This is a genomic window from Isoptericola hypogeus, from assembly GCF_039531145.1.
GTDB lineage: Bacteria > Actinomycetota > Actinomycetes > Actinomycetales > Cellulomonadaceae > Isoptericola > Isoptericola hypogeus.
In genome coordinates this window covers 292887-319434 of the sequence record NZ_BAAAPM010000005.1, presented here as the reverse complement: position 1 = coordinate 319434, position 26548 = coordinate 292887, and the positions used below count along the sequence as shown (strand labels likewise).

Sequence of the window (26548 nt, the reverse complement as noted above, 5' to 3'; positions counted from 1 at the left end):
GGCCGCCGTCGTGCGTCAGCGCGGGGCTGCGACGGACCTCAGATCAGAAGTCCATGCCGCCCATGCCGCCGTCACCACCCGGAGCGGCCGGGGCCGGCTCCGGCTTGTCGGCCACGACGGCCTCGGTGGTGAGGAACAGCGCGGCGATCGACGCGGCGTTCTGCAGCGCGGAGCGCGTGACCTTGACCGGGTCGTTGACGCCCGCGGCGAGCAGGTCCTCGTACACGCCGGTGGCGGCGTTGAGGCCCTGGCCGGCGGGGAGGTCCTTGACCTTCTCCGCGACGACGCCGCCCTCGAGGCCGGCGTTGATCGCGATCTGCTTGAGCGGGGCCGAGACCGACGCGGCGACGATCTGCGCGCCGATCGCCTCGTCACCCTCGAGCTCCAGCTTCGGGAACGCGACGGCACCGGCCTGGATGAGCGCGACGCCACCACCGGCGACGATGCCCTCCTCCACGGCGGCCTTGGCGTTGCGCACCGCGTCCTCGATGCGGTGCTTGCGCTCCTTGAGCTCCACCTCGGTGGCCGCGCCGGCCTTGATGACGGCGACGCCGCCGGCCAGCTTGGCGAGGCGCTCCTGCAGCTTCTCGCGGTCGTAGTCGGAGTCCGACTTCTCGATCTCGCTGCGGATCTGGTTGACGCGGCCCGAGATGAGCTCGGCGTCGCCCGCACCCTCGACGATCGTGGTCTCGTCCTTGGTGACGACGACCTTGCGCGCCTGGCCCAGCAGGTCGAGCGTCGCGTTCTCCAGCTTGAGGCCCACCGTCTCGGTGATGACCTGGCCGCCGGTGAGGATCGCGATGTCCTGCAGCATGGCCTTGCGGCGGTCGCCGAAGCCCGGGGCCTTGACGGCGACGGACTTGAAGGTGCCGCGGATCTTGTTCAGCACCAGGGTCGCGAGGGCCTCGCCCTCGACGTCCTCGGCGATGATGAGCAGCGAGCGGCCCGACTTCATGACCTGGTCGAGGACCGGGAGGAGGTCCTTCACGTTCGAGATCTTCGACTCGACGATGAGGACGTACGGGTCCTCGAGGACGGCCTCCTGGCGCTCCGGGTCCGTCTCGAAGTAGCGGGCGAGGAAGCCCTTGTCGAAGCGCATGCCCTCGGTGAGCTCGAGCTCGAGGCCGAAGGTGTTCGACTCCTCGACCGTGATGACGCCTTCCTTGCCCACCTTGTCGAGGGCCTCGGCGATGAGCTCGCCGATCGCGGGGTCGCCGGCGGAGATCGCGGCGGTGGCGGCGATCTGCTCCTTGGTCTCGATGTCGACGGCAGCGTTCAGGAGCTGCTCGGTGACGGCCTCGACGGCCTTCTCGATGCCGCGCTTGACGGCGATCGGGTTGGCGCCGGCGGCGACGACCCGCAGGCCCTCCTTGACGAGCGCCTGGGCGAGCACGGTGGCGGTGGTGGTGCCGTCACCTGCGACGTCGTCGGTCTTCTTGGCGACCTCCTTGACGAGCTCCGCGCCGATCCGCTCGTAGGGGTCCTCGAGCTCGATCTCCTTGGCGATGGAGACACCGTCGTTCGTGATCGTGGGGGCGCCCCACTTCTTGTCCAGAACGACGTTGCGGCCCTTGGGGCCGAGCGTGACCTTCACGGTGTCGGCGAGCTGGTTGAGCCCGCGCTCCATGCTCCGACGAGCAACCTCGTCGAACGCGATGATCTTGGCCATGGGGACTGATCCTCCGCTGGTGGCTGAGTTGGCCGGCCGGTGCCCGCGACGGACGACCACCCTCGCGGCGTTCATGTCACGCACGCGCGGGGGCCTCACCTGTCGACCCGAGTGCTTCACCCTCGCCGCCGCCTGACCGCCACGCGGAGCGCGGCTGTCACTCGACGGTCGAGAGTGCTAAGTCATTATTGGCACTCTCGGGTGGCGAGTGCAAGACGTTCGCCCAGGGCGTGGAGCGCACGACGAAGGGCCGGCGCCCCGCGACGCGTCGACGCGTCGTGGGGCACCGGCCCTCGCGGCGCGTCCTCAGGCGGGGCGGACCTGCTCGGCCTGCGGTCCCTTCTGCCCCTGCCCGACCTCGAACTCGACCGGCTGCCCCTCGTCCAGGCTGCGGTAGCCGTCGCTCTGGATGGCGCTGTAGTGGACGAACAGGTCCTGCCCGCCCGCGGTCGGGGTGATGAACCCGTACCCCTTCTCCGCGTTGAACCACTTGACGGTGCCCTGGGCCATGTACTTCTCCTTGTGCTTCCCTCGGGCCGCAGGGCCGGCGCCCCACGGTGACGCGAGCCTAGTGGCGCGCCTCACGACGAGGGAAGCACCGATGTCCGGGATGTCGGGATCCGGTCGGGCGGCGCCCTATCCGAGCTGGGCCAGCGCCGCGACGACGGGCTCGAACCTCGCCTCGGAGGACTCGATGTGCTCGCGCATCAGCGTGGATGCCCGGTCGACGTCGCCGGCCGCCACGGCGGCAGCGATCGCCGCATGCTCGTCCAGCACCCGCGAGCCCCGGGCACCACCCTCGTCGAGGTACAGCCCGAACTGCCCGTCCACCAGCTCCGCATCGACCGACGCCACGTGCACCGTCCGCGACGCCAGGTACAGACGCAGGAAGTGCAGGTGAAAGTGCGTGCGCTCGAAGGTCTGCACGATGAGCGCGTTGCCGGCCAGCGTGGCCACCAGGGTGTGGAAGCGCGAGTCGTGCTCCATGAGCGCCCGGTAGGCGCTCACCTCGTCGCCCGGGTCCGCGAACGACGCCCGGGCGGCGTCGAGCTCGGCGGCGAGCGCCGCGCGCGCCGCGTCGTCCGCGCGCCGGGCCGCGGTGCCGGCCGTCCAGCTCTCGAGGACGGTGCGCAGCTGGGAAAGGTCGACGAACTCGCCGACCGACAGCAGCGGGGTGGTCGAGTAGCCGCGCATCGGCGTCTTGACGACGAGCCCGTCCGACTCGAGTCGTACCAGGGCTTCTCGCAGCGGGGTGGGCGAGACGCCGAGCTGGGCGGAGAGCGCGTCGATGTTGATGCGCGCCCCCGGCGCGATGACGTGCTCCAGGATCATGTCCCGCACCACGAGGTGGATCTCGTCGGACAGCACGGACCGTGAGATCGGCCCGGGCGCGGAGAGGCTCATCGTGCCTGCTCCTCTCCTCCGCACGGCCCGTCCTGGGCCGGCGTCCACTATCGCACGGGTCGCCGCCCGCGCGGTCACGAGCCCGTCCCGGCGCGCTGGGACGCGAGCGACCACACGCGTTCCAGGGGCGCGAGGCGGTCCGCGCCGTCGGCGTCACGGAACACCTCGACCCACCGCCCGATGGACGCCTGCCACGCGACGTTGGCCGGGTCGTCCTCGAGGGCTTCGAGGGCGGCGTCGAGGTCGTCGCAGTCGACCAGGTGGAAGAGGTTCTCGCCCGAGCGCCAGATGGTCCACGCGCGGATGCCCACCCGCGCGAAGGACGCGTCGAGGTCGTCCGGGATCCGGGCGTGCGCGTCTCGGTACCCCTCGACCGCTCCCGGTCGCAGGCGCGAGTGCAGCGCGACGATCATGCCGCCCCCGCGGGCTCGCGGTGGACCAGGCGGATGACGGCCTTGCTCATCTCGTCGTAGTCGTGCGTGTTCTCCACGCGGCCGGTCACCTCGAGGTCGCTCATCACGACGATCGCGTCCACGAGGGTGACGATCTCCGCAAGGTCGCTCGAGATGACGAGCACCGCCTTGCCCTGGTCGGCGAGCTCCCAGATGAGACGGTAGAAAGCGCCCTTGGTGCGGACATCGATGCCGACGGTCGGCTCGTCGATGACGAGGACGTCCGTCTGGGCCGCGAGCCACTTGCCGAGCGACACCTTCTGCTGGTTGCCGCCGGAGAGCTGCCCCACGAGCTGGTCGCGAGAGGAGACCTTGATGTCGAGCCGGTCGATCAGCTCGTCCGCCGTGTCCCGCATGCGCCGGCCGCGGAGCACGCCGAGCCGGTCGGACAGGCGGCGCAGCACCGTCACGGTGAGGTTGCGCGCCACGGTCTGGTCGAGGAAGAGCCCCTCGGCTTTGCGGTCCTCCGTGACATACCCGATGTGATGACGGTCGAGCGCGTCCGACACGTCGCGGATCGTGGTCGCCTCGCCGGACACCCGCACCTCGCCCGCCGTGATCCGGTCCAGGCCGAGGAGGGCGCGGGCGAGCTCGCTGCGCCCCGCCCCGACGAGGCCGTACAGTCCGACGATCTCCCCGGGGTGCACCACGAGGTCGACGTCGCGATGCCCCGTCGCGGTCGCTACGCCACGCATCTCGAGCGCCGGGGTGCCCGAGCGGTCCGGTGCGCGCTGCGGCACGTCGAGCTTGGCAAGAGTACGGCCCACCAGCAGGTCGACGATCGTGTCGCGGTCGAACTCGGACAGCGGCCGCGACTCGCACACCGAGCGCCCGTCCCGGAAGACGGTGACGGTGTCGCAGTGCGCGAACACCTCCTCGAGCTTGTGGCTGACGAACAGCACCGAGCGCCCCTGCGCGGTGAGCCGGTGCACGACGTCGAAAAGCATCTCGGTCTCGGTGCCGCTGATCGATGCGGTCGGCTCGTCGAGGAGCAGCACCGCGCTGTCGGTGTACAGGCCTCGCGCGATCTCGACGAGCTGGGTCTGGGCGGGCGAGAGCCGCCCCATCGGCGTGCGCGGGTCGATCGGGAAGCCGAGGTCGTCGAGGACCCGGCGCGCGCCCTCGCGCACCGCGGGCCAGTCGACGCGCCCGGCGCGGGTCGGTGTGTGACCGAGGACGATGTTCTCGGCGACGGTGAAGCCGGGGACGACGTTGCGCTCCTGGTGGACGACGCCGATGCCGGCGTGGGTCGCGTCCTGCGCGGAGCGCAGCACCTTCTCCTGGCCTGCGACGACCAGGGACCCCGCGTCGGGAGGCTGGATGCCGGTGAGGATCTTGATGAGCGTGGACTTTCCCGCCCCGTTCTCGCCGAGCAGGGCATGCACCTCGCCGGGAGCGAGCCGCAGGTTGACGCCGTCGAGGGCGCGGACGCCCGGAAAGGACTTGCTGACGTCGCGGACCTCGAGGGCCCAGGGCTGGCTGGTCACGAGGCGGCTCCTTCGACGACGGGACGGCGGGGCACCGGGCCGGTCGTGGTGGGCGCGGCCGCGCGCGGCGCGCGGCTGCGGAAGCGGTCGAGGGCGACCGTGCCGAGCACGACGGCGCCGATCACCAGGTTGACCCAGCTCGGGTCGAGCTGGAACGCGGCGCGTGCGCTGTCCACGAGCCGCACGATCGTCGCTGCGAGGACCGTGCCGAGGACTGCGACGGAGCCGCCGGTGAGCGAGACGCCGCCGATGATCGGCGCTGCGAAGCTCGCGAGCAGCCAGTCGCCGCCGATGCTCTTGTTGACGCCGGGCAGCGACACCATGACGAGCAGCGCCGCGATGCCGCACAGCAGACCCGAGAGTCCGTGCGCGGTGATGAGCGCGCGCGAGTTCGAGATGCCGGACAGCGTGGCCGCGAGGGGGTTGCCGCCGCTGGCGAGCATCTCGCGGGCGGGGAGCAGGTGCCGGTAGGCCGCCGAGAGCGCGACCGCCAGCACGACGGCGAACCAGAAGATCAGCGGGATGCCGAGCGGGCGCAGGTCACCGAGCGACTGGAGCCCCGCCCACGATGCGGAGGTGATGGTGCGGGTCCCGACGAGCGCGTACTGCGCGCCGGCGAGGATCGTCATGGTGGCCAGCGTGACGACGAACCCGTTGATCTGGGTGAGCACGACGATGACGCCGTTGAGCACGCCCGCCACGAGGCCGACGAGGACGGCGGCGAGGCCCGCGAGCCAGCCGGGCAGACCGAGGTCGGCGGCGAGGACTCCGGCAAGGCACGCGGCGAACCCGCCGATGGACCCGACCGCGAGGTTCATCTGCCCGACGGCGAGGGTGGCCATCTGGGCCAGACCGATGACGATCGGGATGGCGAGGAACTCGAAGAAGGTGGTGACCGAGATCGGAGCGAGGAACTCCCCGCCGGACTGGATCGCGAGCACGGCCACCCCCGCCACGACGACGAGAGCGAGCGTCGTCGTCTGACGGCGGAGCAGCTCCGCGATGCGGGCGCTCATCGCTCCGCCCCCGCCGTGGAGGGGGAGGCGCCCTCGGGCGCGGCGGCGCCCGCAACGGGCACGGGGGCGAGGCTGGCGCGCAGCCGCGAGCGCTGGCTCATGACGGTGCGGATCCGATCTGTGCAGAGGGCGAGGAGGAGCACGCTGCCAAGCAGGATGTTGAGGCCTTCGATGCCGACGCCGAAGAGCATGAGGCCCTGGCGGATGAGGACGGTCAGCGTGATGCCGAGGAAGGTGCCGAGGACGGAGACGTACCCACCCACGAGCAGCGTGCCGCCGAGGATCGGGCCGAGGAACGACTGGAGCATGAACTCCTGGCCGATCGCCGGGGTGAAGGAGCCGGTGCTGGCGCCGAGCATGATCCCGGCGAGGGCGGCCAGGCCGCCGGACAGGGCGTGCACGGAGATGACACGCCGGTCCACGGGGACGGCGGAGAGCAGTGCCGCGCGCTGGTTGGACCCCGTGAGCAGCACCTCTCGCCCGAACCGCGTGCGGGCGAAGAGGAAGCCGACGACCGCCATGACGACGATCGCCAGGATGACGAGCAGGGGGATCCCGGCGGGACCACAGACGTCGCCGAGGCAGAGGTCCGACGTGCGGCCGCGGCCCAGCAGGTCCAGGCCCTCGACGTCGGCGGAGATCGCGGCTCCGGTGCTCACCCAGGCGTAGACGGCGGGCACCAGGCCCAACAGGGCGAAGCTCATCGCGAGCGTCACGACGAAGGAGTTGACCCCCGCCTTCGCGACGAGGACGCCGCAAAGCGCGCCGATGGCCGCGCCGACGAGGATGCCGACGAGGATGCCGACGGGCAGGGAGACCCCGAGCCGGTCGAAGGCGATCGCGCTGGCCATGGCGCCCGTGGCGGCCATGCCACCGACCGCGAGGTTCATCTGCCCGACGGAGAGCACGGTCATCTGCGCGAGGCCGACGACGGTGTAGATCGCCACGGTGGTGAGCATCGGGCCGAGCACGAAGTTCGCGTTCCAGAACATCGGGCGAGCGGAGCCGATGACCACGGCGAGAACGACGATGAGCAGGACGAGCCCGACCCGGTTGTCCGACACGAGTCGGCCGAACCGCGCCCTGGTCGACGGGTCGACCCCGCGGTCGATCCGCTCCCCCACCTCGTGCTCCGCGCGGGCGACGCCGTGTGCGGCGGACGGGGCGTCCTTCGTGGCGCCGGCCGGGCTGCCCCCGGCGGCACCTGCGGCGTTCACGCGACCCTCCGGTCGTCGAGCGCGTCCGGGTCCCAGTCGATGCCGAGCCCGGGCGAGTCGGGGGCCACGGCGAGGCCGTCCGCGACGTGCAGCTCGGTCCGGGTGACCGCGCGCAGCTGGGGGATGTGCTCGACGTACGCTCCGTTGGGCACCGCCGCGACGAGGCTCACGTGGAGCTCCATGAGGAAGTGGGGGCAGACGGCCGTGTTGTACGCCTCGGCGAGGTGCGCGACCTTGAGCCACGGGGTGATGCCGCCGACGCGGGCGACGTCGACCTGGACGATGCCGGCCGCCCCCCGGTGCAGGTAGTCGCGGAACTGCCCGACCGAGTAGAGGGACTCCCCGACGGCGACGGGGATCGACGTCGAGCGGGCGAGGTGCGCGTGCCCGCTGACGTCGTCGGCCGGCAGGGGCTCCTCGAGCCAGTAGAGGTCGAGGGGCTCGAAGGCGGCCGCGCGGCGCACCGCTTCGGCCGCCGTCATGGACTGGTTGGCGTCGACCATGAGGTGCAGCTCCGGACCGACCTTGTCGCGCACGGCCTGCAGCCGCTCGACGTCCTCGGCGACGCTGGGCTTGCCCACCTTGATCTTGACGCCGCGCAGCCCGCGGGCCTGCGACGCCTGCGCGCCGGCGACGAGCTCGTCGACCGGCAGGTGCAGCCAGCCGCCCTCGGTGTCGTACAGCGGGACCTCGCGCCGGTAGCCGCCGGCCATCTGCCACAGTGCCTGGCCGGTGCGCCGGCCGCGGAGGTCCCACAGCGCCGTGTCGACGGCGGCGAGGGCCAGCGAGGTGATGGCGCCGACGGTGGTGGCGCGGGTGGAACGGAACAGGTCCGACCACACCGCCTCCACGGACCGGCTGTCCATCCCGACCAGGCGGGGGACGAGGTCCTCGCGCAGCAGCGCGAGGACGGCTCGTCCGCCCGTCCCGATCGTGTAGGAGTACCCGACGCCGGTGAGGCCGTCGGCGGTATCGATCTCGACGAGGATCGTCTCCTGCTTGAGGAACGCCTGGACGGCGTCCGTGCGCGCGGTCTCGACCTCGATGTCGACGAGGTAGGCACGCGCAGCGGTGATCACGGTCATGCTGTCGGGTCTCCCGGTGGCTCGGCTTGCGGTCACTCGCAGGTGAGCAGCTCGTTCTTGAACTGGTCGAGGATCGTGTCGGTCTCGGCCTGGCGCTCGTCGTCGTAGGTCTCGACGTTGTCCTGCGTGACGACGAACGAGCCGGAGTCGATGACCACGCCGGGGTCGGCCATCGTGCAGGCCTTCGTCTGGAGCTGGGAGAGCACGTACGAGCCGACGTAGGCCTGGCCGGCCGGGTTCTGCACGACCGTGGCGGACACGGAGCCGTCCTTGATGCCGTCGAGGATGACCACGTCGTCGTCGATCGCGACGACCTCGATCGGCAGGCCGGAGTCCTTGACCGCCGAGGCGGACGCGACGGCCGGGTTGTACGCGGTGGAGACGAAGCCGTTGATCTCCGAGCCCTTGGCGGCGAGCAGGTCGGCGACGGCCTTCTGCGCGGTGGACAGGTCCTTGTCGATGTCCGTGACGGTCGTGAGGAGCGTGACCTCGCCCCCGGTCTCGTCGACCGCCTTCTCGACACCGGCGATGCGGCGCTGGGTGTTGGCGTCGACGTTGTTGCCCGTGAGGTGGACGAGGTTGCCCGAGCCGCCCATCGCCTCGATCGCGGCCTGCGCCGCCTTGTACGCGGCGACCTCGGTGTCGGTGGAGAGGCAGAAGTCGGCCTCGTTGGTGTCGCCCGCGGGGCAGGAGGCGATCGAGCCGACCGCGAAGCCCTGGTCCTTGAGCTGCTTGAACGTGGTGTTGATGTCCGTGGGCGAGACGCCGAAGACGCCGAACGCGTTGTAACCCTGGGCGGCCAGGCTGTTGAGCACCTCGTTCTGCTTGGCCTGGTCCCACTCGGCGGTCTCGTTGAAGGTCACCTCGCCGAGGCCGAAGTCCGACTTGGCCTGCTGGCCGGCCTCCTCCCACGGCTGGAAGTAGGGGTGCGACCCGCCCGACACGAGGGTGACCTTGACGCCGGCGGCGTCCGTGCCGCCGGCGGCACCCTCCGTGCCCTGGGCGGTGTTCTCGGACTTGCTGGTGCACGCGGTGAGCGCGAGCGCGGCAACGGCCGCGATCACGAGCGTCCGGGTGGTGGTGCGAACGTGCATCTCGTCCTCCACGTTGAGAATGAAATAGCAAATAGGATCTTCGATCTGCATCCTGCTGTGTTCTGAGGCGCGGTGTCAACCGTCCTTGCGGTCACGGTCGGATCCCGGTGGGCCACCCCCACCCGGCGACGTCCGGTCGTGCCGTCCCGGGCACGACGACGGGCCCCCAATCCCGCAGGATGAGGGCCCGTCGTCGAAGGATGGAGCCGCCGGCGCGTCGGCGGTCAGCCGACGGGCTCCTTCAGGACCACCCACACGGCCTCGGGGCTTGCGGAGACGTCGTCCGACTCCTGCACGTTCGCCGGGTCGACGCCGAGCGCCTCGGCGACGCCGCTGGCCGTGTCTGCGCGGTCGGCCCCGTACAGGACTGTGGTCTCGTCGTAGACGTCGTCCAGCGTGTCCGGCACGTCGGCGGCGGTGACCTCTGCAAAGCCTGCGTCGGCGAGGACGCCCTGCCCGGCCGCCGCCTGCCCGGCCGCGGCGTCTCCCGCGATGTCGTTGAAGACCATCACCGGGGCGTCGAGGCTCGCCGCCGCCGGGTCGCCCGGCAGCTCCGTCGCCCCGTCGCCGTCGTCCGTCGGCTCCTCGCTCTCGCCGTCCGTCGGCTCGGAGGACGCGTCGTCGGACGGCGACTCCTCCGTGGTCGGTTCGTCGGTGCCCGCGGCGCCGCCCTCCGACTGCTCGGCGGCAGGCGGGTTGCTCGGCTCGTCGTTCGACAGGAACGACACGGCGCCCACGGCGATGCCGCCGCACACCACGGCGACCAGGAGGAACGGCCACACCGAGCTCCACCCGCTGCGCGGCTCGCGGTGCACGCCGACCGGCGAGCCCTCGGGCCCGCGGACGTCGAACTCGTCGGGCGGGTAGGAGTACTGGCTCTTGCTCACGGCGGACAGGGTATCCGCTCCGCGCCGCGTGCCGTCCAGCCGCCCCTCGGACACGGACCGGGGTCAGGCCTGCGCGTCCGACAGGCGCCGCGCCGACCGGGCCCGCTGCCTGGTCGAACGCATGCGCCGCAGCCGCTTGACCAGCATCGGGTCGTGCTCGAGCGCCGCGGGTGAGTCGATGAGCGCGTTGAGCACCTGGTAGTAGCGCGTGGCCGACATGTCGAACAGCTCCCGGACGGCCTGCTCCTTCGCGCCCGCGTACTTCCACCACTGCCGCTCGAAGGCGAGGACCTCGCGGTCACGGTCGGAGAGGCCGGACTCCGCCGCGTCGGCGGGAGCCTGGGTCGTCGCGGACGACGTCGCCTCGGGGTCCGGGTGGACCTCCTGGACCAGCATCTTGCTCATGGCGACCCAGTATGGCCCGCCCCGCCCCGGGGCCGACGACGCCGCGCCGCGGACCCTGTTCCCGCCACCTGTCAGGCCCACGAGCACCTGTCACCTCGCGGGGAGGGTGCGCTAGCGTCGCGGGCGTGGACACCCCGACGACCGGCACGACGACGCCCACCCGGCCCCCGCTCGACGCGGTGATGGCGCCCGACTGGGCCGCCGCGCTGGCCCCCGTCGAGCCGCAGGTCCACGCCATGGGCGACTTCCTGCGCGCCGAGGTCGCGGCCGGTCGCACGTACCTGCCCGACGGCGACCACGTGCTCGCCGCGTTCGCGCGCCCGCTCGCGGACGTGCGCGTGCTCGTCGTGGGCCAGGACCCGTACCCCACGCCCGGCCACCCCATGGGCCTGTCGTTCTCGGTGCAGCCGCAGGTGCGGCCGGTACCGAAGTCGCTCGTCAACATCTTCACGGAGCTCACCGAGGACGTCGGCGCCCCGCCGCCGTCCGGCGGCGACCTGCGGCCGTGGGCGGACCAGGGCGTCATGCTGCTCAACCGGGTGCTCACGGTGCGGCCCGGGGCGCCGGCGTCGCACCGCGGCAAGGGCTGGGAGCAGGTCACCGAGGCGGCGATCAAGGCCCTGGTGGCCCGGGGCGGTCCGCTCGTCGCCATTCTCTGGGGGCGGGACGCCGCGTCGCTCAAGCCGTGGCTGGGTGCCGTCCCGTCCGTCGAGAGCGCCCATCCGAGCCCCCTGTCGGCGTACCGCGGGTTCTTCGGCTCGCGCCCGTTCTCCCGGGTCAACGCGCTGCTGGATGCGCAGGGTGCGGCGCCGGTCGACTGGCGGCTGCCCTGACTCTCGTTGCCGCGAGCACCCTGTGGGCGGCCGGGGGCAGAATGGCCGGGTGACGACGCACGAGCCCGCCCCCACCGCCGACAGCTCGACCGACACCTCGGCCGACAGCGCACCCCGCTGGTCGCGCTACGTCGCCCTCGGTGACTCGTTCAGCGAAGGCCTGTGGGACCCGTACCCGTACGACGACGGCTCCCCCGCCCCCGCGGGCACGGAGTCCGACGCGAAGCAGCGCGGCTGGGCCGACCGCCTCGCCGACGCCCTCTCGGCCCGGCGCACCGCCGCCGGCCAGGCACCGCTCGAGTATGCGAACCTCGCGATCCGTGGCCGCCTGCTGCGGCCCATCCTCGACGAGCAGGTCGACGTTGCCCTCGCGGCGCAGCCCGACCTGGTGTCGCTCGTCGGCGGCGGCAACGACATCCTCCGGCCCCAGGCCGACATCGACGTGCTCTCCGCGCGGCTGGAGGAGGAGGTCGCGAAGCTGCGGGCGGCGGGCATCGACGTGCTGCTGGGCACGGGCTTCAAGGCCGGTCCGGGCCTGAGCTGGACGCGCGGGCGCGTCGGGCAGTACAACGCGAACCTCTGGTCCGTCGCGCGGCGGCACGGCGCGTTCGTGCTGGACCTGTGGGGCCTCAACCCCCTGTTCGACCTGCGCATGTGGTCCGACGACCGCATCCACCTGACCCCGGAGGGCCACCGTCGCGTCGCGGACGCCGCCCTCGTCGGCCTCGGCCTGGAGCCCGACGACCCCGACTTCGCCGTCCAGCTCGACCCGCTGCCGCCGCAGGCGTTCGTCGCGCGGGCCCGCGCCAACGCGCAGTGGGCGCGCACGCACGTCGTGCCGTGGGTGCAGCGACGGATCCGGCACACGTCCAGCGGCGACGGCCGGCAACCCAAGTGGCCGACGCCGGCCGCGACCTGGCCGCCCGAGCGATAGGACGTCGTCGGTCGAGCCTGCCGATTCCTGGCTTCGATGCTTCGACGAGCTGGCTGGGGGCGGCGCAGGCTCGACCAGCGGAGATGGAGCCGCCTGTCGGGTTCGAACCGACGACCTTCCGTTTACAAGACGGGAGCTCTACCAGCTGAGCTAAGGCGGCGGGAGCGCGGCACAGCCTACCGGGACGCCCGGTAGGCCGTGCCGCGCGACGGTGCAGTCGGTCAGCTGCCCGCGGCGGCCGTGACGGCCTCCTCGAGGGCGCCGGCCGTGCTCCAGTTGTCGAACCGCTCGCCGTCGACGACGACGGTCGGGGTGCCGAAGCCCCCCGTCTGCGGGTTCTGCAGCGCCTCGTCGGTCGTCGCGGCCTGCGTCGCCGAGTAGGCGTACTGCCCGAAGGTGTCGCGGGCCGTGCCGTCCGAGATCCCGGAGGCCACGTCCGCCGGGGCACCCGCCTCCTCGGCGTACGACGCGAGCTGCTCGTCGGTCAGTCCCTCGGTGCCCTCACCCGGCTGGTTCGTGAAGAGCGCGGCGTTGTACGCCGGGAACGCCTCGGGCGCCCGGTCGGCCACCCACGCCGCCGCGGCGGCCGCGCGCGTCGAGTACTCCGTGCCCGCCGACTGGTCGTCGAGGATCGCCACCGGGTGGTAGACGACCGTCGCGTCGCCGCCCGAGACCATCTGGTCGATGCTCTCGGCGTTGACCTGCTCGAACTGGCCGCAGATGGGGCACATGTAGTCGAGGTACACGTCGATCACCGGGGCCCCCTCGTTGGAGGTGCCGGCCGCGCCGTCGGCGCCGACGGGGATGCCGCCGCTCTCCTGGGCCGTCGACGGCATGGTCACGTCCGCGAGCGGCATGTCCTTCTTCTGCCCCTGCTGCAGGATGACCCACACCACGACGGCGAGGGCGACGAGCGCGACGGCGAGCACGCTGAGCGTGATCACGCGGTTGCGCTTGTCGCGCTGGAGCTCCTTCTCGCGCAGGGCCAGGGCCTCGGCACGCGCCGCGTCGCGTCGCTGTGCCTTGGTCATGTTCGGGTTCTTGGTCGACATCGTGTCCTCGGGGATCCCTTCGGGCAGTGCGAGACGGCGGCCACCCGGCCGCGTCGAGCGAGAAGCGGGACGACGCCCAGCCTACCCGGGCTCCAGGGCCTGCCGGGGCGCGCTCAGAGCAGGTCCGGCGCCCCGCTCAACGGCCACCACTCGATCAGCGGAGGCTCGTCGAGCAGCGGCGCCGCGAACACCCAGGCGAGCACCAGGCAGGCGACGACGAAGACCGCCGCACCCCACCGCCCCGGGGCGAGGCGCGCGAACAGGATGCGACCGCCCTCCCGCGCGGTGCGCCCGGCAGGGCCGAACCACGTGGCCACGAGCGCCACGATCATCGCGCCGGCGAGCACCCCGTTGAAGACGATCTCCTCGTTCATCCCGCCGACCGACCTGGCCTCGAGGTCGCCGCGCGGCAGCAGCACGAGGTGCCCGGCGCCGAAGAGCCACCACCCCGCGACGACGCACAGCACGCCGGCGCACGCCCCGACCAGCACCGCAGGGATGACCCCGAGCGCCCCGACCAGCGCGTGCCACGGGAACAGGAGCGTGGCGACGAACCCGTCGGAGCCCCGCACGCCCCTGCGCTCGCGCCGGTGGTGCAGGGCGTCCCCGGACGTCGCGACCATGCGGCACACGACGACGATCGCCACAAGCACCCCGAACCCGATCAGCGGGCGGGTCGCGGCCAGCACGACGAGCGGCACCGCGAGCGCGAGCGCCGACCCGGGCCGCCGGGGGTGCACCGGCCGCACGTACGGCTGCGGCTCCTCCGGCAGCTCGGTGACGAGCTGGTCGTAGCCCTTGTAGCGCGCGTCGCCGACGGGGATGGCCCGCGTCCCGCCGTCCTGCGCCTGCATGCGGTCCCGCTCGAGGGCGGTCATGGTCTGGGTCGGGTCGCCGGGATCGGCGACGGCGGCCTCGTCCGCCCGGACGGGCGCCGTCGACGCCGCGGGCGGCACGCTGGCGGGCGGGGGTGGCGGCGGCGTGCTGGGCACGGGCAGGCTCGTCGTCGTCGCCCCGGCCGCCGCGCCCGCCGCTACGCCCGGGCCCACGACCTGCGTGGGCAGGGCGACGCGCTCGGTCTCGAAGGCCTGCACGATGCGCTGGGTCCCGTCGAGGTCCTCCCAGGCCGCGGGGGCGCCGCCGAGTGCGTCGTCCAGGTCCCGCCGCAGCGCGCGCGCCACCTCGGTGGGCCCGAAGCGCCGGCCCGGGTCGGCCTGGAGCGCGCCCGCGAGCGCCCGCGTGCTCCGCGCCGGCAGGCCGACGAGGTCCGGCCGCCCCTCGCGCGAGCGGCGCAGCACCAGCTCGGTGGGCCGCACCCCGAACGGCGAGCGCCCGGTCGCGGCGAAGGACAGCAGCGCCGCCCAGCTCCACCAGTCGGTCTCGGCGACGGGCGCCCCGCCGTCGAGCAGCTCCGGCGCGATGTAGCCGGGCGTGCCCATGACGAAGCCGGTCGACGTGGTGCGGGCGTCACCCGGCCCCTGGGCGATGCCGAAGTCGATCAGCACGGGGCCGGCCGCGGTGATCATGACGTTCGAGGGCTTGAGGTCGCGGTGCACGACGCCGGCCGCGTGGACCGCCTCGAGGGCGTCGGCGAGCTGGTCGGCCAGGGAGAACAGGTCGGCGGCGTCGAGCGGCCCGCGGGCGTCGACCTCCTCCTCGAGGGTGACGCCGTCGACGAGCTCGGTGACGACGAACGCGTACGGCCCCTCGAGCTCGGCGTCGAGGACCTGCGCGACGGCGGGGTGGCGCAGGCGCTGCAGCGCGGCGGCCTCGCGGCGCAGCCGGTCCCGGCCGGCGGGGTCGGCGTCGACGTGCGCGTGCAGCACCTTGAGCGCGACGGCGTCCCCGCCGCCGTCGACCGCCTCGTAGACGGCACCCATCGCCCCACGGCCGAGCTGCCGCACGACCGTGTAGCCGCCGACCTCCGCGCCCTCGGCGAGACCGCCGTCGCGCCCAGGCCGGATCGTGACCGGCCCTGGACCCGGACTCGGGGCCTGCACCGCGTCGACCTCACCCATGCGCACACCGTAGCCGCCCGCGCACCCGCGGGCGCGCGCTGCGAGGGCGTGCCACTGCGCCCCTGACTAGGGTGACCGGGGAAGGGCCTCGCTACCCTGTCCGGGTAGGACGATGTCCAACAACTCTTGGAGAGATCCCCGTTGACAGGTCAAGGAACGTCACGCAAGAAGGGCGGCTACGACCTCGTCGTGGTCTCCAACCGGCTCCCCGTCGACTTCACCGTGGACGAGGACGGCGGCGTCCAGTGGCAGCGTTCCCCGGGCGGCCTCGTCACCGCCCTCGAGCCCGTGATGCAGGAGGCGGACGGCGCGTGGGTCGGCTGGTCCGGCGCGCCCGACCTCGACCACGAGCCGTTCGAGGCCGACGACATGCTGCTGGTGCCCGTCGCGCTCAGCGCCTCCGACATCGAGCGGTACTACGAGGGGTTCGCGAACGACACCCTGTGGCCGCTCTACCACGACGTCATCTCCCCGCCCACGTACCACCGCCAGTGGTGGGACGCGTACCGCCGGGTGAACCAGCGGTTCGCCGAGGCCGCGGCCGCCCAGGCGGCGCACGGCGCCGTCGTATGGGTGCACGACTACCAGCTCCAGCTGGTGCCGAAGATGCTCCGCGACCTGCGCCCCGACCTGCGTATCGGCTTCTTCAACCACATCCCGTTCCCCGCGGTCGAGCTGTTCCAGCAGCTCCCGTGGCGCACCCAGATCGTCGAGGGGCTGCTGGGGGCGGACCTCATCGGCTTCCAGCGCGGCGGCGACGCCTCGAACTTCGTGCGGTCGGTCCGCCGGCTGACCAGGCACACGACGCGCGGCCCGATCATCAGCGTGTCCGACGACGACGGCGGCCCCGGCCGGCGGGTGCGCGCGGCCGCGTTCCCCATCTCGATCGACTCCCGGCACTTCGACGAGCTGGCCCGCACGCCCGAGGTGCAGGCCCGCGCGAAGGAGATCCGCGCCGACCTCGGTGACCCGACGGTCATGATGCTGGGCGTGGACCGCCTGGACTACACCAAGGGCATCCGGCACCGGATCAAGGCGTACGGCGAGATCCTGCAGGACGGCCGGCTGGACGTCGAGCACTGCACCCTCGTGCAGGTGGCGAGCCCGAGCCGCGAGAACGTCGGCGCCTACCAGGAGCTCCGGGAGCACGTCGAGGGCGCGGTGGGCCGGATCAACGGCGAGTTCGGCGAGCTCGGTCACTCCGCGATCCACTACCTGCACCACTCCTACCCGCCGGAGGAGATGGCGGCCCTCTACCTCGCCGCCGACGTCATGCTGGTGACCTCGCTGCGCGACGGCATGAACCTCGTCGCGAAGGAGTACATCGCGGCCCGCTCCGACGAGCGGGGCGTCCTCGTGCTGAGCGAGTTCACCGGCGCCGCCGACGAGCTCGCGCCCGGCCCGCTGCTGGTCAACCCGCACGACATCGACGGGATGAAGGACATCATCGTCACGGCCGCGCGCATGGATCCCAGGGAGCAGCGCCGGCGCATGCGGCGGCTGCGGCGCAAGGTCATGGCGGACGACGTCGCGAAGTGGTCGCAGAGCTTCCTCGGCGTCCTCACCGCGATGCCGCCGCGGACCACCCATGTCTGAGCCGCCCCACGGCTCCACGTCGGACGCGACGGCCGCGGCCGTCGCGTTCGCCGGGCCCGGTCCCGGCGGCGGCCCGCGCGCACGGCTCGTCGCGCTCGACTTCGACGGCACCCTGGCCCCGCTGGTCGACGACCCGACCGCGTCCGCCATGACGCCGGCCGCACGCGCCGCCGTCGACCGCCTGGCCGTGCTGGCGGCCGGCGCGACGGCGGGCGGCGGCGTCCTCCGCGTCGCCCTGGTCTCCGGGCGGGACGTCGCCGACCTCGCCGCCCGCTCGTCCGCGCCGCCGGGGACCTACCTGGTCGGGAGCCACGGCGCCGAGACCGGTGTGGTCACGTCCGACGGCGTGGACGCCGTGCCCCTCCGGCTCACCACCGAGCAGCAGGCCACGCTCGGCGCCCTGCGGGCGGGGATGTCCGACGCCGCCGCCGGCCGCGCGGGCGCCTGGGTGCAGGACAAGCCGAGCGCCGCCGTCCTGCACACCCGCCTGTCCCCCGGCCCGGACGCCGCGGCCGCCGTCGCCGCGGCGGACGACGTCGCGGGCCGCCTGGGCCTGCACGCCATGCACGGCAAGGACGTCGTCGAGGTCGCCGTCGTGCCCACGTCCAAGGGTGAGGCGGTGGGGCGGCTCCGGGCGGCGCTCGAGCAGGAGTCCGGGCTGCCCGTCGTCGTGCTCTACGCCGGCGACGACACGACGGACGAGACCGCCCTGGCGGCGCTGGGGCCCGACGACCTGGGCCTCAAGGTCGGCCCGGGGCCGACCCGCGCGACGCAGCGCGTGCCGGACGCCGACGCGCTCGCCGCGCTGCTGCAGGCCCTCGCCGACGGCCTCGACCGCTGAGCACCGGCACCGAGAGCGCCCCCACCTGCAGGGTGACGAGACACACGTCACAGGCATGTACGATCGACCCGCACGACCCGGCCGGAGCACGGCGACGTCCCCCGGCGGCTCGCGCGCGACAACAGAATGTGTCACCGCCGACACGCGAGTCGTGAAAGCGCAACGGCACCCACCCACAACGGATCGTCCGGCACGTACCTGCCGGTGGAGGGACACCACTCATGGCTACGGTCACTTTCGACCACGCGACGCGGATCTACCCGGGGACGGAGAAGCCCGCCGTCGACCAGCTCAACCTGCACGTCGAGGACGGCGAGTTCCTCGTCCTCGTCGGCCCCTCGGGCTGCGGCAAGTCCACCTCGCTGCGCATGCTGGCCGGCCTGGAGGACGTCAACGGCGGCAGCATCTACATCGGCGACCGCGACGTCACGGACGTCCAGCCGAAGGACCGCGACATCGCGATGGTCTTCCAGAACTACGCGCTCTACCCGCACATGTCGGTGGCGGACAACATGGGCTTCGCGCTGAAGATCGCGGGCAAGCCGAAGGCGGAGATCCGCGAGCGCGTCGAGGAGGCCGCGAAGATCCTCGACCTCACCGAGTACCTCGACCGCAAGCCGAAGGCGCTCTCCGGCGGTCAGCGTCAGCGCGTCGCCATGGGCCGCGCGATCGTGCGTCAGCCGCAGGTGTTCCTCATGGACGAGCCGCTGTCGAACCTCGACGCCAAGCTCCGCGTCCAGACCCGCACGCAGATCGCGTCGCTGCAGCGCCGCCTCGGCGTCACCACGGTCTACGTCACGCACGACCAGACCGAGGCCCTCACCATGGGCGACCGGATCGCCGTGCTCAAGGGCGGCCTCCTGCAGCAGGTCGGCACGCCGCGCGAGATGTACGACACCCCGGCGAACGTGTTCGTCGCGGGCTTCATCGGCTCTCCGGCCATGAACATCGCGACGTTCAAGGTCGACGACGGCGTGGCGCACGTGGGCCCGGCCCGCGTCCCGCTGGAGCGCGAGGTCGTGGCGCAGCTCACCGAGGCCGACGGCGGCAAGGTCACCCTCGGCTTCCGCCCCGAGTCGCTCGACGTCGTCCCGGAGTCCGCGGGCAGCTCGTTCCCGGTCCTGGTGAACCTCGTCGAGGAGCTCGGCTCCGACGCGTTCGTCTACGGCACTCTCACGGGCGAGTTCGCCCAGGAGGCGGAGGTCCGCTCCGGCGCCGGCGAGAACCAGGTGATCGTGCGCATCGACCCGCGCGAGGTCCCGATGAAGGGCGACACCATCCACGTGTCGATCAAGACGGGCAAGGCGCACCTGTTCTCGGCCTCCACGGGCAACCGCCTGGGCTGAGCCGACGGCTGGCACGAAGGGCGGGTCCGGCAGCAGCCGGGCCCGCCCTTCGTCTACGCTGGCGTGCGTTCTTCGTCGTGACCAGCATCCAGGAGGTGTGCGGGGCCGTGAGCACCGAGCAGCTGCAGATCACCTCCGCGACCCCGGACTCGGCGCTCCTCGACCTGCCGTGGCGGCTGCCGCTCACCGACTGGCCCAACGACGTGCTCGCCGCGCTCCCCCGCGGCATCTCCCGGCACGTGGTGCGGTTCGTGCGCCTCGACGGCCGCGTGCTCGCGATCAAGGAGATCAGCGAGGCCGTCGCGTTCCGCGAGTACGGCCTGCTGCGCCAGCTGCGCAAGCTGGAGATCCCCGGCGTCACGCCGCTCGGCGTCGTCACCGGTCGCCGGGACGACGCCGGCGAGCCGCTGGAGGCCGCGCTCGTCACAGAGCACCTCGCCTTCTCCCTGCCGTACCGCGCCGTCTTCAGCCAGGCGCTGCGGCCGGACACCGCCACCCGCCTCATCGACGCGCTCGCCGTGCTGCTCGTGCGGCTGCACCTCGTCGGCTTCTACTGGGGTGACGTCTCGCTGTCGAACACGTTGTTCCGGCGCGACGCCCACCAGTTCGCCGCCTACCTCGTGGACGCCGAGACCGGCGACCTGCACCGCGAGCTGTCCCGCGGGCAGCGCGAGTACGACGTCGACCTGGCCCGCACCAACATCATCGGCGAGCTCATGGACCTCGCCGCGGGCGAGCTGCTCGACGAGGACGTGGACGAGCTCGGCATCGGCGACGCCCTGGTCTCCCGGTACACCGAGCTGTGGCAGGCGCTCACCGGCGTGGAGTCGTTCGCCTCCGACGAGCGCTGGCGCGTGGCGGCCCGCATCGAGCGGCTCAACCACCTGGGTTTCGACGTCGGCGAGCTGTCCATCACCACTGACATCGACGGCACCACGGTGCGCATCCAGCCGCAGGTGGTCGACGCCGGTCACCACTCCCGCCGCCTGTTCCGCCTCACCGGGCTCGACGTGCAGGACAACCAGGCGCGGCGGCTGCTCAACGACCTCGACTCCTACCAGGCCGCGACCGACCGGCAGGAGGACGACCCGCAGCTCGTCGCGCACGACTGGCTGCAGAACGTCTTCCACCCCACCGTGCGCGCCGTCCCGCGCGACCTGCGCCGCAAGCTCGAGCCCGCGCAGCTCTTCCACGAGATCCTCGACCACCGGTGGTTCATCTCCGAGCGGGCCGGGCGCGACGTCCCCATGCTCGAGACCACCGAGTCGTACGTCGAGAACGTGCTGCGGCATCGCCCGGACGAGAAGGCCATCCTCGGCCTCGCCCCCGGCGAGGTCGACCCGGAGCTCGAGGACGACGTCCCCGAGGACCGCCGCGACGACCCGGCCGGCAACCCGGAGGACGACCACTTCCACCTGTCGACCTGATCGGCGACGGTCGAGCCCGTCGGTCGAGCCCGTCGGTCGAGCCCGTCGGTCGAGCCCGTCGGTCGAGCCCGTCGGTCGAGCCCATCGGTCGAGCCCGTCGGTCGAGCCCGTCGGTCGAGCTTGTCGAGACCAGGTTTCGACAGGCTCAACCAGCGGTTGGCAGGCTCGACCAGCGGTTGGCAGGCTCAACCAGCGGTTGGCAGGCTCAACCAGCGGTTGGCAGGCTCGACCAGCGGTTGGCAGGCTCGACCGGCGTCAGCGGCGGGCCTGCGCCACCTCGTACAGCGTGATCCCCGCCGCGACGCCGGCGTTGAGCGACTCGACGTCGGACGAGATCGGGATGGACGCCACCGCGTCGCAGGTCTCGCGGACCAGGCGTGACAGCCCCTTGCCCTCGGAGCCCACGACGAGCACGACGGGGTCGGTCGCGAACGCGAGGGAGCGCACCTCGGTGTCGCCGCCCGCGTCGAGGCCCACGACGAACAGGCCCGACTTCTTGAGGTCGCCGAGCGCGCGCGACAGGTTGGTCACCTTCGCGACCGGCACGCGGGCCGCGGCCCCGGCCGACGTCTTCCACGCCGACGCGGTCACGCCGGCCGAGCGCCGGGACGGCACGATCACGCCGTGGGCGCCGAAGGCGCCCGCGGACCGCAGCACCGCCCCCAGGTTGCGCGGGTCGGTGACGCCGTCGAGCGCGACGAACAGGGGCGGGACACCGGCCTCGGCCGCGGCGTCGAGCAGGTCCTCGACGTCGGCGTAGGCGTAGGGCGGCACCTGCGCGGCCACGCCCTGGTGCACGGAGCCCTCGGTGAGGTGGTCGAGCTCGGTGCGGCTGACCTCGAGCAGCTGCACGCTGCGCACCGAGGCGAGCTCGAGGATCTCGCGGGTGCGGTCGTCGTGGTCGATCCGCGCCGCCAGGTGCACGACGGTCATCGGCACGTCGTTGCGCAGCGCCTCGAGCACCGCGTTGCGGCCCGCGACGACCTCGGCCCCGCCGGTGGGACGCCGGGTGCCGCGCACGACGCCCTTGGCCGCGCCCTTGCCGGACTGCGTGGTCTGACGCTTCTCGGCCTCCACCTTGCGCTTGTGCGCCGGATGGTAGGTGCGGTCCTCGGCCTTCGGCGTCGGGCCCTTGCCCTCCAGCGCCTTGCGGCTGTGGCCGCCGGTGCCGACGCGAGCGCCCTTCTTGCTGCCGGACTTGCGGATCGCGCCGGGGCGCTTGGAGTTGCCTGCCATCGTGTCTCTCTTCTCTGTCCGTAGGTCGAGCCTGTCGAGACCTGGTTTCGACAGGCTCAACCAGCGGGGGTCAGTCGGTGAGCGTCCAGCGGGCGCCGTCCGCGGAGTCCTGCACGACGACGCCGGCCGCGGCCAGCCGGTCGCGGATGGCGTCGCTCGCGGCCCAGTCCTTCGCGGCGCGGGCGTCTGCCCGGGCGGCGAGCTCGGCGGCGACGAGCGAGTCGAGCGCGGCGCGCGCCTTCGACGCCCCCTGGTCCGCGTCGTCGGCCCACCGGACGGAGCCCGGGTCGAGGCCGAGCACGTCGAGCATGCCGCGCAGCGCGACCAGCTCGTCGCGCGCCTCGGCCTCGTCCCGCGCGGCGAGCGCGGAGTTCCCCGCCCGCAGGTGCTCGTGCACGACGGCGAGCGCGGCGGGGACGTTGAGGTCGTCGTCCATCGCCGCCACGAAGTCGGCGGGCAGCTCGGCCTTGGCGACCTCCTCGGCCGCGACGTGGCCGACCCGCTCGCTCGCGCGCTCGACGAACCCGGCGAGGCGCTCCCACGTGGCGCGGGCCTCGTCGACGGTGTCGGGCGTCCACTCCAGCATCGAGCGGTACTGGACGGCCGCGAGGGCGTACCGGATGACCGGCGCGGGGGCCTGCGCGAGCAGCTCGGAGACGAGCATCCCGTTGCCGAGGGACTTGCTCATCTTCACGCCCTGCTGCGTCACCCACGCGCAGTGCATCCAGCGCTGCGCGAAGCCGTAGCCCGCCGCGCGCGACTGCGCCTGCTCGTTCTCGTGGTGCGGGAACCGCAGGTCGAGGCCACCGCCATGGATGTCGAACTCTTCGCCCAGGTAGCGCTGCGCCATCGCGGAGCACTCGAGGTGCCAGCCCGGGCGCCCCCGCCCGAACGGCGTGTCCCAGGACGCGGTACCGGGCTCCCCCGGCTTGGGAGCCTTCCACAGCGCGAAGTCGTGCGGGTCCCGCTTGGCGGACGCCGCGACCTCCGGGTCGTCGGTCGGCTCGGGGCTGAGGTCCTCCAGTCGCTGGCGCGTCAGCTCGCCGTACGACGGCCACGACCGCACGTCGAACCAGACGTCGCCGTCGCCGGTGGCGTAGGCGTGGCCGCGCTCGACGAGCCGCTGCATGAGGGCCACCATGTCCGGCACGTGCCCCGTCGCCCGCGGCTCGTACGTGGGCGGCAGGACGCCGAGCGCGTCGTACGCCCGGCCGAAGGCCCGCTCGTAGCGGGCCGCGTGCGCCCACCACTCGACGCCCGCCGCGGCGGACTTCGCGAGGATCTTGTCGTCGATGTCGGTGACGTTCCGGACGAGAGTGACCCGCAGCCCCTTGCGCTGCAGCCAGCGACGGAGGACGTCGAACGCGACGGCCGGCCGCAGGTGCCCGACGTGCGGTGCGGCCTGGACCGTGGCGCCGCACAGGTAGATGCCGACCTCGCCCGTGCTCAGGGGGACGAAGTCGCGCACGTCGCGCGTCGCGGTGTCGTACAGGCGCAGGGTCACCCGGCCAGCCTACCGGCCGTGTCTCCGCCCGGGCCCTCGCCGACCTGGCCTCCCGCCCGGCTGCTCAGCCGACGACGTCGTCGAGCAGACCGGCCTCGCGCGCCGCCATCGCGGCGGCCGTGCGGGACGTGACGTCGAGCTTGCGCATCGCGGACCCCAGGTGGCGCGCCACCGTACGCGGGGAGAGGAACAGCACCTCGGCCACCTCGCGGTTCGTCATGCCCCGCGCGACGAGGCCGAGCGCGTCCACCTCGCGGGGCGAGAGGCGGTTGCCGTAGCCCTTGCGCCCTCGCCGCCAGGTGCGGACCACGTCGACGCCGAGGCCTCGCAGGTCGCGGGCGACCCGGTCGGTGTCCCAGGCTGCGCCGAGCTCGCGCAGCCGGGTCTCGACGTCGGTGAGCACGGCCAGCCCGTCGTCCCGCCGTCCCGCGCGCATCAGGCTGTGGGCGCTCCGCTCCCGCGCCAGCTCGGCGTCGTACCGGCGCTGCACGCCGGCCCAGGCAGCGGCCGCCGAGCCGTGCCGCTCGGCCGCTCGGTCGTGCTCACCGTCGGCGTCGGCGAGCAGCCCGCGACACGCGGCCAGGGCCGCCGCGGGCCCGGGGGCGCGGCGGCCCTCGACGCCCGCCGCGAGCTGCTCCACGACCCGGGCGGCCTCGTCGTGCCGCCCGACAGCGAGCAGCGCCTCCACGTGCACCGGGGCGAGGTCCCCGAGCCACATGCCGATCCCCTTGCGCGAGATCGCCTCCACCCACGGCGAGGTGGTGCGCAGGGCAGCGGGCGCGTCCCCGTCCGCGAGCGCGATCCGGCCGAGCGCGACGACGGGCGGGATGGCCAGGGGCTCGACGATCCCCAGCCGGACGTACTGGCCGGTCACGGCGTCGAGGTCCTTGACCGCCGCGACCCGGTGTCCGGACGCCAGCCGCAGCAGGCCACGGAGCTGCCGGGCGGCGAGCAGCTCCCTCGGCCAGGAGGTCTCCGACTCGGCGACCTGCCGGACCGTGTCCTCGAGCCCCGACCACCGGCCGGTGAACCAGGCGAGGTAGGCCCGGCAGGTGGTGATCCCGTCGATCAGCCGTTGCGGGGGCGCCTCGAGCTCCGCGACGACGTCGAGCATCCGCCGGGCGTCGTCGTACCGACCCCACACGAGCGCCGCGCCGGCGACGTTGAGCATCCCCGCGGCGAGCGCGTGCCGCACCGGCCGCTCGGAGGGCTCCAGGGTCGCGGCGGCGGACTCGAGGTCCGCCACGAGCGCCCAGCCCTCCTCGTGCCCGAGGAGGAGGAGCGCCGAGGCGCGCGCGCCCCGGAACGCGACGGACTGCGCGTCGCGGGCCTCCGCGGCCAGCGCCCTCCCGCGGTCCAGCCACGCGAGATGACGCTCGGCCGGCCACTCCGGGACCACGGGCATGGCCAGGTTCGCCGCCACCGTGAGCGCGAGGTCGGGGTCGTCGTCGAGGTCGGGCATCGCCGCTGCGAAGGCGCCGAAGGCCTCCTGCTGCCGCCCCGCCTGCCACAGGTTGCGCGCCAGCCACACGCGCACCGGACCGCGCTCCGACGGCGAGATCCTCGGGTCGTCGACCACGCCGCGCAGCGCGACGACGACGTCGTCCATGAGGTCGCCGAGCGACGACACGCTGAAGAAGGATGCCGCCCCGAGCTTGCCCGCGAGGCGGCAGAGCCGCTCGGGAGGGTGCTCGGCCTGGGTCAGCACGCGCAGCAGCTGCACGACCGCGCCGCGGTCCGCGCCGGCCTGGAGCGCGACGTCGGCGCCGGCCTCCGCGAAGCGGCACCAGCGCTCGGTCTCCCCCGCCTCGCGGCTGTGCCGCGAGAGCCGCTCCACGGCGTCGGGCGCGGTCCGTTCGACCACCCGCGAGGCCCGCGCGTGCAGGTGCCGCCAGGTCGACGCCGGGACCGACCCGGCGACGGCCTGGGCGTCCAGCACGTGCCGGTAGTCGTAGCGGCCGGGTCCCGCCTCCCGCACCAGGCCGACCGCCAGCGCGGTGGCGAGACCGGGCCGCGCCGCCGCTGGCGAGATCCCGGCCACCTCCGCCAGCTCGGTCTCGGTCGACGGCGCGGCCAGCACCGCGGCCGCCTCCAGCACGCGGCGCGCCGCGGACCCGAGCCGGTCGACCCGCTCCAGGACCGAGTCACGGACGGTCGGCGGCACCTCCAGCTCGTCCCGACCCGCGGCGAGCAGGTCCTGGCTCCGCACGATGTGGCGGCGGTCCGCGAGCAGCCTGGCCATCTCCTCGACGGCGAGCGGTACTCCGTCGGTGCGCTCGTCGAGGAAGGACGCGAACTGGGGCGACACGTCCGCGCCGCCGAACATCGACCCCACGAGCTGCCCGGTCTCGGCGACCGACAGGGGCCCGAGCGTCAGCCGGCAGACTCGTGCCCCGGCCGGGGCACGGGCCGTGACCCGACGCAGCGGCGACCCCTGCGGCACCTCCCCGTCCCGGTAGGTGAGCACGAGCGACGGCCCCGGCCCGGGCGCGGACGCCAGGGTCAGCAGCAGGTCCAGCGTGGCCGCGTCCGCCCAGTGGGCGTCCTCCACCACGATCGTGTCGACGCCCGTCGCGTCGAGCAGCTCGACGAGCGCCCGGAGGACCCGGTGCCGGTTCGCGCCGGCCGAGCGCAAGGGCTCGGGCGCCGGCGGCAACGCGTGGGCCCACTCGGGGAGCAGCGGGCGGAGCGCCCCCGCGACGACGCTCAGGCCGAGGCCCGCCACGTCGTCCACCGACCGTCGCAGGCCGTCGATGACCGGCCCGAGAGGAAACGGCTCGGCCAACGGCGGGCACGTCATCCACAGCACGTGCCGGGGCGAGACCGCCAGCGCCTCCTGGACCAGCCGGGACTTGCCGATGCCCGCCTCGCCCTCGAGCGTCACGTGCGCCCTGCCGCCGTCCAGGGCCCAGGCGACCTGGGCGAGCTCACGCGCCCGACCGACGAACTCGGGCCGGACGACGTCGGGGCTCACTCGCTCCGTCGCCACCCGAGACCGTCTCCCTCACCGCGCCGTCGCTGCCGGGACGCAGCATAGTGCGCGTC

At 73.4% G+C, this 26548-nt stretch carries 22 protein-coding genes and 1 tRNA gene; 6 read left to right on the top strand and 17 right to left on the bottom strand.

Annotated features, from left to right (window positions below; all coding sequences use genetic code 11):
* Positions 1 to 43: 43 nt before the first annotated feature.
* The 11 genes from groL to ABD254_RS14095 all read right to left on the bottom strand — a co-directional run bounded on the left by groL (position 44) and on the right by ABD254_RS14095 (position 10716).
* Entirely contained in the window at positions 44 to 1669 is a 1626-nt protein-coding gene (gene groL, locus ABD254_RS14145; protein WP_344249060.1) for a chaperonin GroEL, read from the bottom strand.
* 306 nt (positions 1670 to 1975) lie between these two features.
* The gene (locus ABD254_RS14140) at positions 1976 to 2179 is read right to left on the bottom strand and encodes a cold-shock protein (protein ID WP_344249059.1); all 204 of its coding nucleotides are present in this window, start codon (positions 2177 to 2179) and stop codon (positions 1976 to 1978) included.
* 126 nt (positions 2180 to 2305) lie between these two features.
* Positions 2306 to 3073 (bottom strand): GntR family transcriptional regulator, encoded by a 768-nt coding sequence (locus ABD254_RS14135; protein ID WP_344249058.1) that lies wholly within the window; start codon positions 3071 to 3073, stop codon positions 2306 to 2308.
* 74 nt (positions 3074 to 3147) lie between these two features.
* Positions 3148 to 3486 carry an L-rhamnose mutarotase gene (locus ABD254_RS14130; RefSeq protein ID WP_344249057.1) on the bottom strand — a complete coding sequence of 113 codons (339 nt, stop codon included), beginning with the start codon at positions 3484 to 3486 and terminating at the stop codon, positions 3148 to 3150.
* Positions 3483 to 5012: a sugar ABC transporter ATP-binding protein gene (locus tag ABD254_RS14125; RefSeq protein ID WP_344249056.1), complete on the bottom strand. Its 1530-nt coding sequence runs from the start codon at positions 5010 to 5012 to the stop codon at positions 3483 to 3485. Before ABD254_RS14125 ends, ABD254_RS14130 begins: the two co-directional genes overlap by 4 nt.
* Positions 5009 to 6028 (bottom strand): ABC transporter permease, encoded by a 1020-nt coding sequence (locus ABD254_RS14120; protein WP_344249055.1) that lies wholly within the window; start codon positions 6026 to 6028, stop codon positions 5009 to 5011. Before ABD254_RS14120 ends, ABD254_RS14125 begins: the two co-directional genes overlap by 4 nt.
* The gene (locus ABD254_RS14115) at positions 6025 to 7245 is read right to left on the bottom strand and encodes an ABC transporter permease (protein WP_344249054.1); all 1221 of its coding nucleotides are present in this window, start codon (positions 7243 to 7245) and stop codon (positions 6025 to 6027) included. The genes ABD254_RS14120 and ABD254_RS14115 overlap by 4 nt, the downstream gene beginning before the upstream one ends.
* Complete coding sequence (locus ABD254_RS14110; RefSeq protein WP_344249053.1) at positions 7242 to 8330, bottom strand: mandelate racemase/muconate lactonizing enzyme family protein; 1089 nt, start codon at positions 8328 to 8330, stop codon at positions 7242 to 7244. The genes ABD254_RS14115 and ABD254_RS14110 overlap by 4 nt, the downstream gene beginning before the upstream one ends.
* A 32-nt stretch (positions 8331 to 8362) precedes the next feature.
* A complete protein-coding gene (locus ABD254_RS14105) occupies positions 8363 to 9424 on the bottom strand; it encodes a substrate-binding domain-containing protein (RefSeq protein ID WP_344249052.1) in 1062 nt (353 codons plus the stop codon).
* A 224-nt stretch (positions 9425 to 9648) separates the two neighbouring features.
* Positions 9649 to 10311: a LytR C-terminal domain-containing protein gene (locus ABD254_RS14100; RefSeq protein WP_344249051.1), complete on the bottom strand. Its 663-nt coding sequence runs from the start codon at positions 10309 to 10311 to the stop codon at positions 9649 to 9651.
* A gap of 63 nt (positions 10312 to 10374) precedes the next feature.
* Positions 10375 to 10716, bottom strand: coding sequence for a DUF3263 domain-containing protein (locus ABD254_RS14095; RefSeq protein ID WP_344249050.1), 342 nt, complete (start codon positions 10714 to 10716; stop codon positions 10375 to 10377).
* 125 nt (positions 10717 to 10841) lie between these two features.
* On the opposite strand from ABD254_RS14095, the gene ABD254_RS14090 reads away from it, so the two are divergent.
* Positions 10842 to 11549 carry a uracil-DNA glycosylase gene (locus tag ABD254_RS14090; protein WP_344249049.1) on the top strand — a complete coding sequence of 236 codons (708 nt, stop codon included), beginning with the start codon at positions 10842 to 10844 and terminating at the stop codon, positions 11547 to 11549.
* A 49-nt stretch (positions 11550 to 11598) separates the two neighbouring features.
* Positions 11599 to 12483: an SGNH/GDSL hydrolase family protein gene (locus ABD254_RS14085; RefSeq protein ID WP_344249048.1), complete on the top strand. Its 885-nt coding sequence runs from the start codon at positions 11599 to 11601 to the stop codon at positions 12481 to 12483.
* Positions 12484 to 12567: 84 nt separating this feature from the next.
* On the opposite strand, the gene ABD254_RS14080 is transcribed toward ABD254_RS14085, so the two are convergent.
* From ABD254_RS14080 to ABD254_RS14070, 3 genes are all read right to left on the bottom strand, one after another.
* Positions 12568 to 12643 (bottom strand) — tRNA-Thr (locus ABD254_RS14080).
* A 61-nt stretch (positions 12644 to 12704) separates the two neighbouring features.
* Positions 12705 to 13514 (bottom strand): DsbA family protein, encoded by an 810-nt coding sequence (locus ABD254_RS14075; protein WP_344249047.1) that lies wholly within the window; start codon positions 13512 to 13514, stop codon positions 12705 to 12707.
* Between the two features lie 134 nt (positions 13515 to 13648).
* Positions 13649 to 15553, bottom strand: a complete 1905-nt coding sequence (locus tag ABD254_RS14070; RefSeq protein WP_344249046.1) for a serine/threonine-protein kinase — start codon at positions 15551 to 15553, stop codon at positions 13649 to 13651.
* A 141-nt stretch (positions 15554 to 15694) separates the two neighbouring features.
* On the opposite strand from ABD254_RS14070, the gene ABD254_RS14065 reads away from it, so the two are divergent.
* From ABD254_RS14065 to ABD254_RS14050, 4 genes are all read left to right on the top strand, one after another.
* Positions 15695 to 17149: an alpha,alpha-trehalose-phosphate synthase (UDP-forming) gene (locus tag ABD254_RS14065; protein WP_344249045.1), complete on the top strand. Its 1455-nt coding sequence runs from the start codon at positions 15695 to 15697 to the stop codon at positions 17147 to 17149.
* Positions 17142 to 17990 carry a trehalose-phosphatase gene (gene otsB, locus ABD254_RS14060; RefSeq protein WP_344249044.1) on the top strand — a complete coding sequence of 283 codons (849 nt, stop codon included), beginning with the start codon at positions 17142 to 17144 and terminating at the stop codon, positions 17988 to 17990. Before ABD254_RS14065 ends, otsB begins: the two co-directional genes overlap by 8 nt.
* Positions 17991 to 18211: 221 nt before the next feature.
* Entirely contained in the window at positions 18212 to 19336 is a 1125-nt protein-coding gene (locus ABD254_RS14055; protein ID WP_344249043.1) for an ABC transporter ATP-binding protein, read from the top strand.
* 77 nt (positions 19337 to 19413) lie between these two features.
* A complete protein-coding gene (locus ABD254_RS14050; RefSeq protein ID WP_344249042.1) occupies positions 19414 to 20763 on the top strand; it encodes a DUF4032 domain-containing protein in 1350 nt (449 codons plus the stop codon).
* Between the two features lie 255 nt (positions 20764 to 21018).
* Here ABD254_RS14050 and rlmB read toward each other — a convergent pair whose 3' ends face one another.
* From rlmB to ABD254_RS14035, 3 genes are all read right to left on the bottom strand, one after another.
* The gene (gene rlmB / locus ABD254_RS14045) at positions 21019 to 21999 is read right to left on the bottom strand and encodes a 23S rRNA (guanosine(2251)-2'-O)-methyltransferase RlmB (protein WP_344249041.1); all 981 of its coding nucleotides are present in this window, start codon (positions 21997 to 21999) and stop codon (positions 21019 to 21021) included.
* 70 nt (positions 22000 to 22069) lie between these two features.
* Positions 22070 to 23503 carry a cysteine--tRNA ligase gene (gene cysS, locus ABD254_RS14040; RefSeq protein ID WP_344249040.1) on the bottom strand — a complete coding sequence of 478 codons (1434 nt, stop codon included), beginning with the start codon at positions 23501 to 23503 and terminating at the stop codon, positions 22070 to 22072.
* Between the two features lie 64 nt (positions 23504 to 23567).
* A complete protein-coding gene (locus ABD254_RS14035; protein WP_344249039.1) occupies positions 23568 to 26492 on the bottom strand; it encodes a helix-turn-helix transcriptional regulator in 2925 nt (974 codons plus the stop codon).
* Positions 26493 to 26548: the final 56 nt, after the last annotated feature.

Bases quoted from the DNA above. Each gene is read 5' to 3' on its own strand.
- groL (WP_344249060.1), bottom strand. From the start codon at position 1,669: ATGGCCAAGATCATCGCGTTCGACGAGGTTGCTCGTCGGAGCATGGAG.
- ABD254_RS14140 (WP_344249059.1), bottom strand. From the start codon at position 2,179: ATGGCCCAGGGCACCGTCAAGTGGTTCAACGCGGAGAAGGGGTACGGG.
- ABD254_RS14135 (WP_344249058.1), bottom strand. From the start codon at position 3,073: ATGAGCCTCTCCGCGCCCGGGCCGATCTCACGGTCCGTGCTGTCCGAC.
- ABD254_RS14130 (WP_344249057.1), bottom strand. From the start codon at position 3,486: ATGATCGTCGCGCTGCACTCGCGCCTGCGACCGGGAGCGGTCGAGGGG.
- ABD254_RS14120 (WP_344249055.1), bottom strand. From the start codon at position 6,028: ATGAGCGCCCGCATCGCGGAGCTGCTCCGCCGTCAGACGACGACGCTC.
- ABD254_RS14110 (WP_344249053.1), bottom strand. From the start codon at position 8,330: ATGACCGTGATCACCGCTGCGCGTGCCTACCTCGTCGACATCGAGGTC.
- ABD254_RS14105 (WP_344249052.1), bottom strand. From the start codon at position 9,424: ATGCACGTTCGCACCACCACCCGGACGCTCGTGATCGCGGCCGTTGCC.
- ABD254_RS14095 (WP_344249050.1), bottom strand. From the start codon at position 10,716: ATGAGCAAGATGCTGGTCCAGGAGGTCCACCCGGACCCCGAGGCGACG.
- ABD254_RS14075 (WP_344249047.1), bottom strand. From the start codon at position 13,514: ATGACCAAGGCACAGCGACGCGACGCGGCGCGTGCCGAGGCCCTGGCC.
- ABD254_RS14070 (WP_344249046.1), bottom strand. From the start codon at position 15,553: ATGGGTGAGGTCGACGCGGTGCAGGCCCCGAGTCCGGGTCCAGGGCCG.
- otsB (WP_344249044.1), top strand. From the start codon at position 17,142: ATGTCTGAGCCGCCCCACGGCTCCACGTCGGACGCGACGGCCGCGGCC.
- ABD254_RS14055 (WP_344249043.1), top strand. From the start codon at position 18,212: ATGGCTACGGTCACTTTCGACCACGCGACGCGGATCTACCCGGGGACG.
- rlmB (WP_344249041.1), bottom strand. From the start codon at position 21,999: ATGGCAGGCAACTCCAAGCGCCCCGGCGCGATCCGCAAGTCCGGCAGC.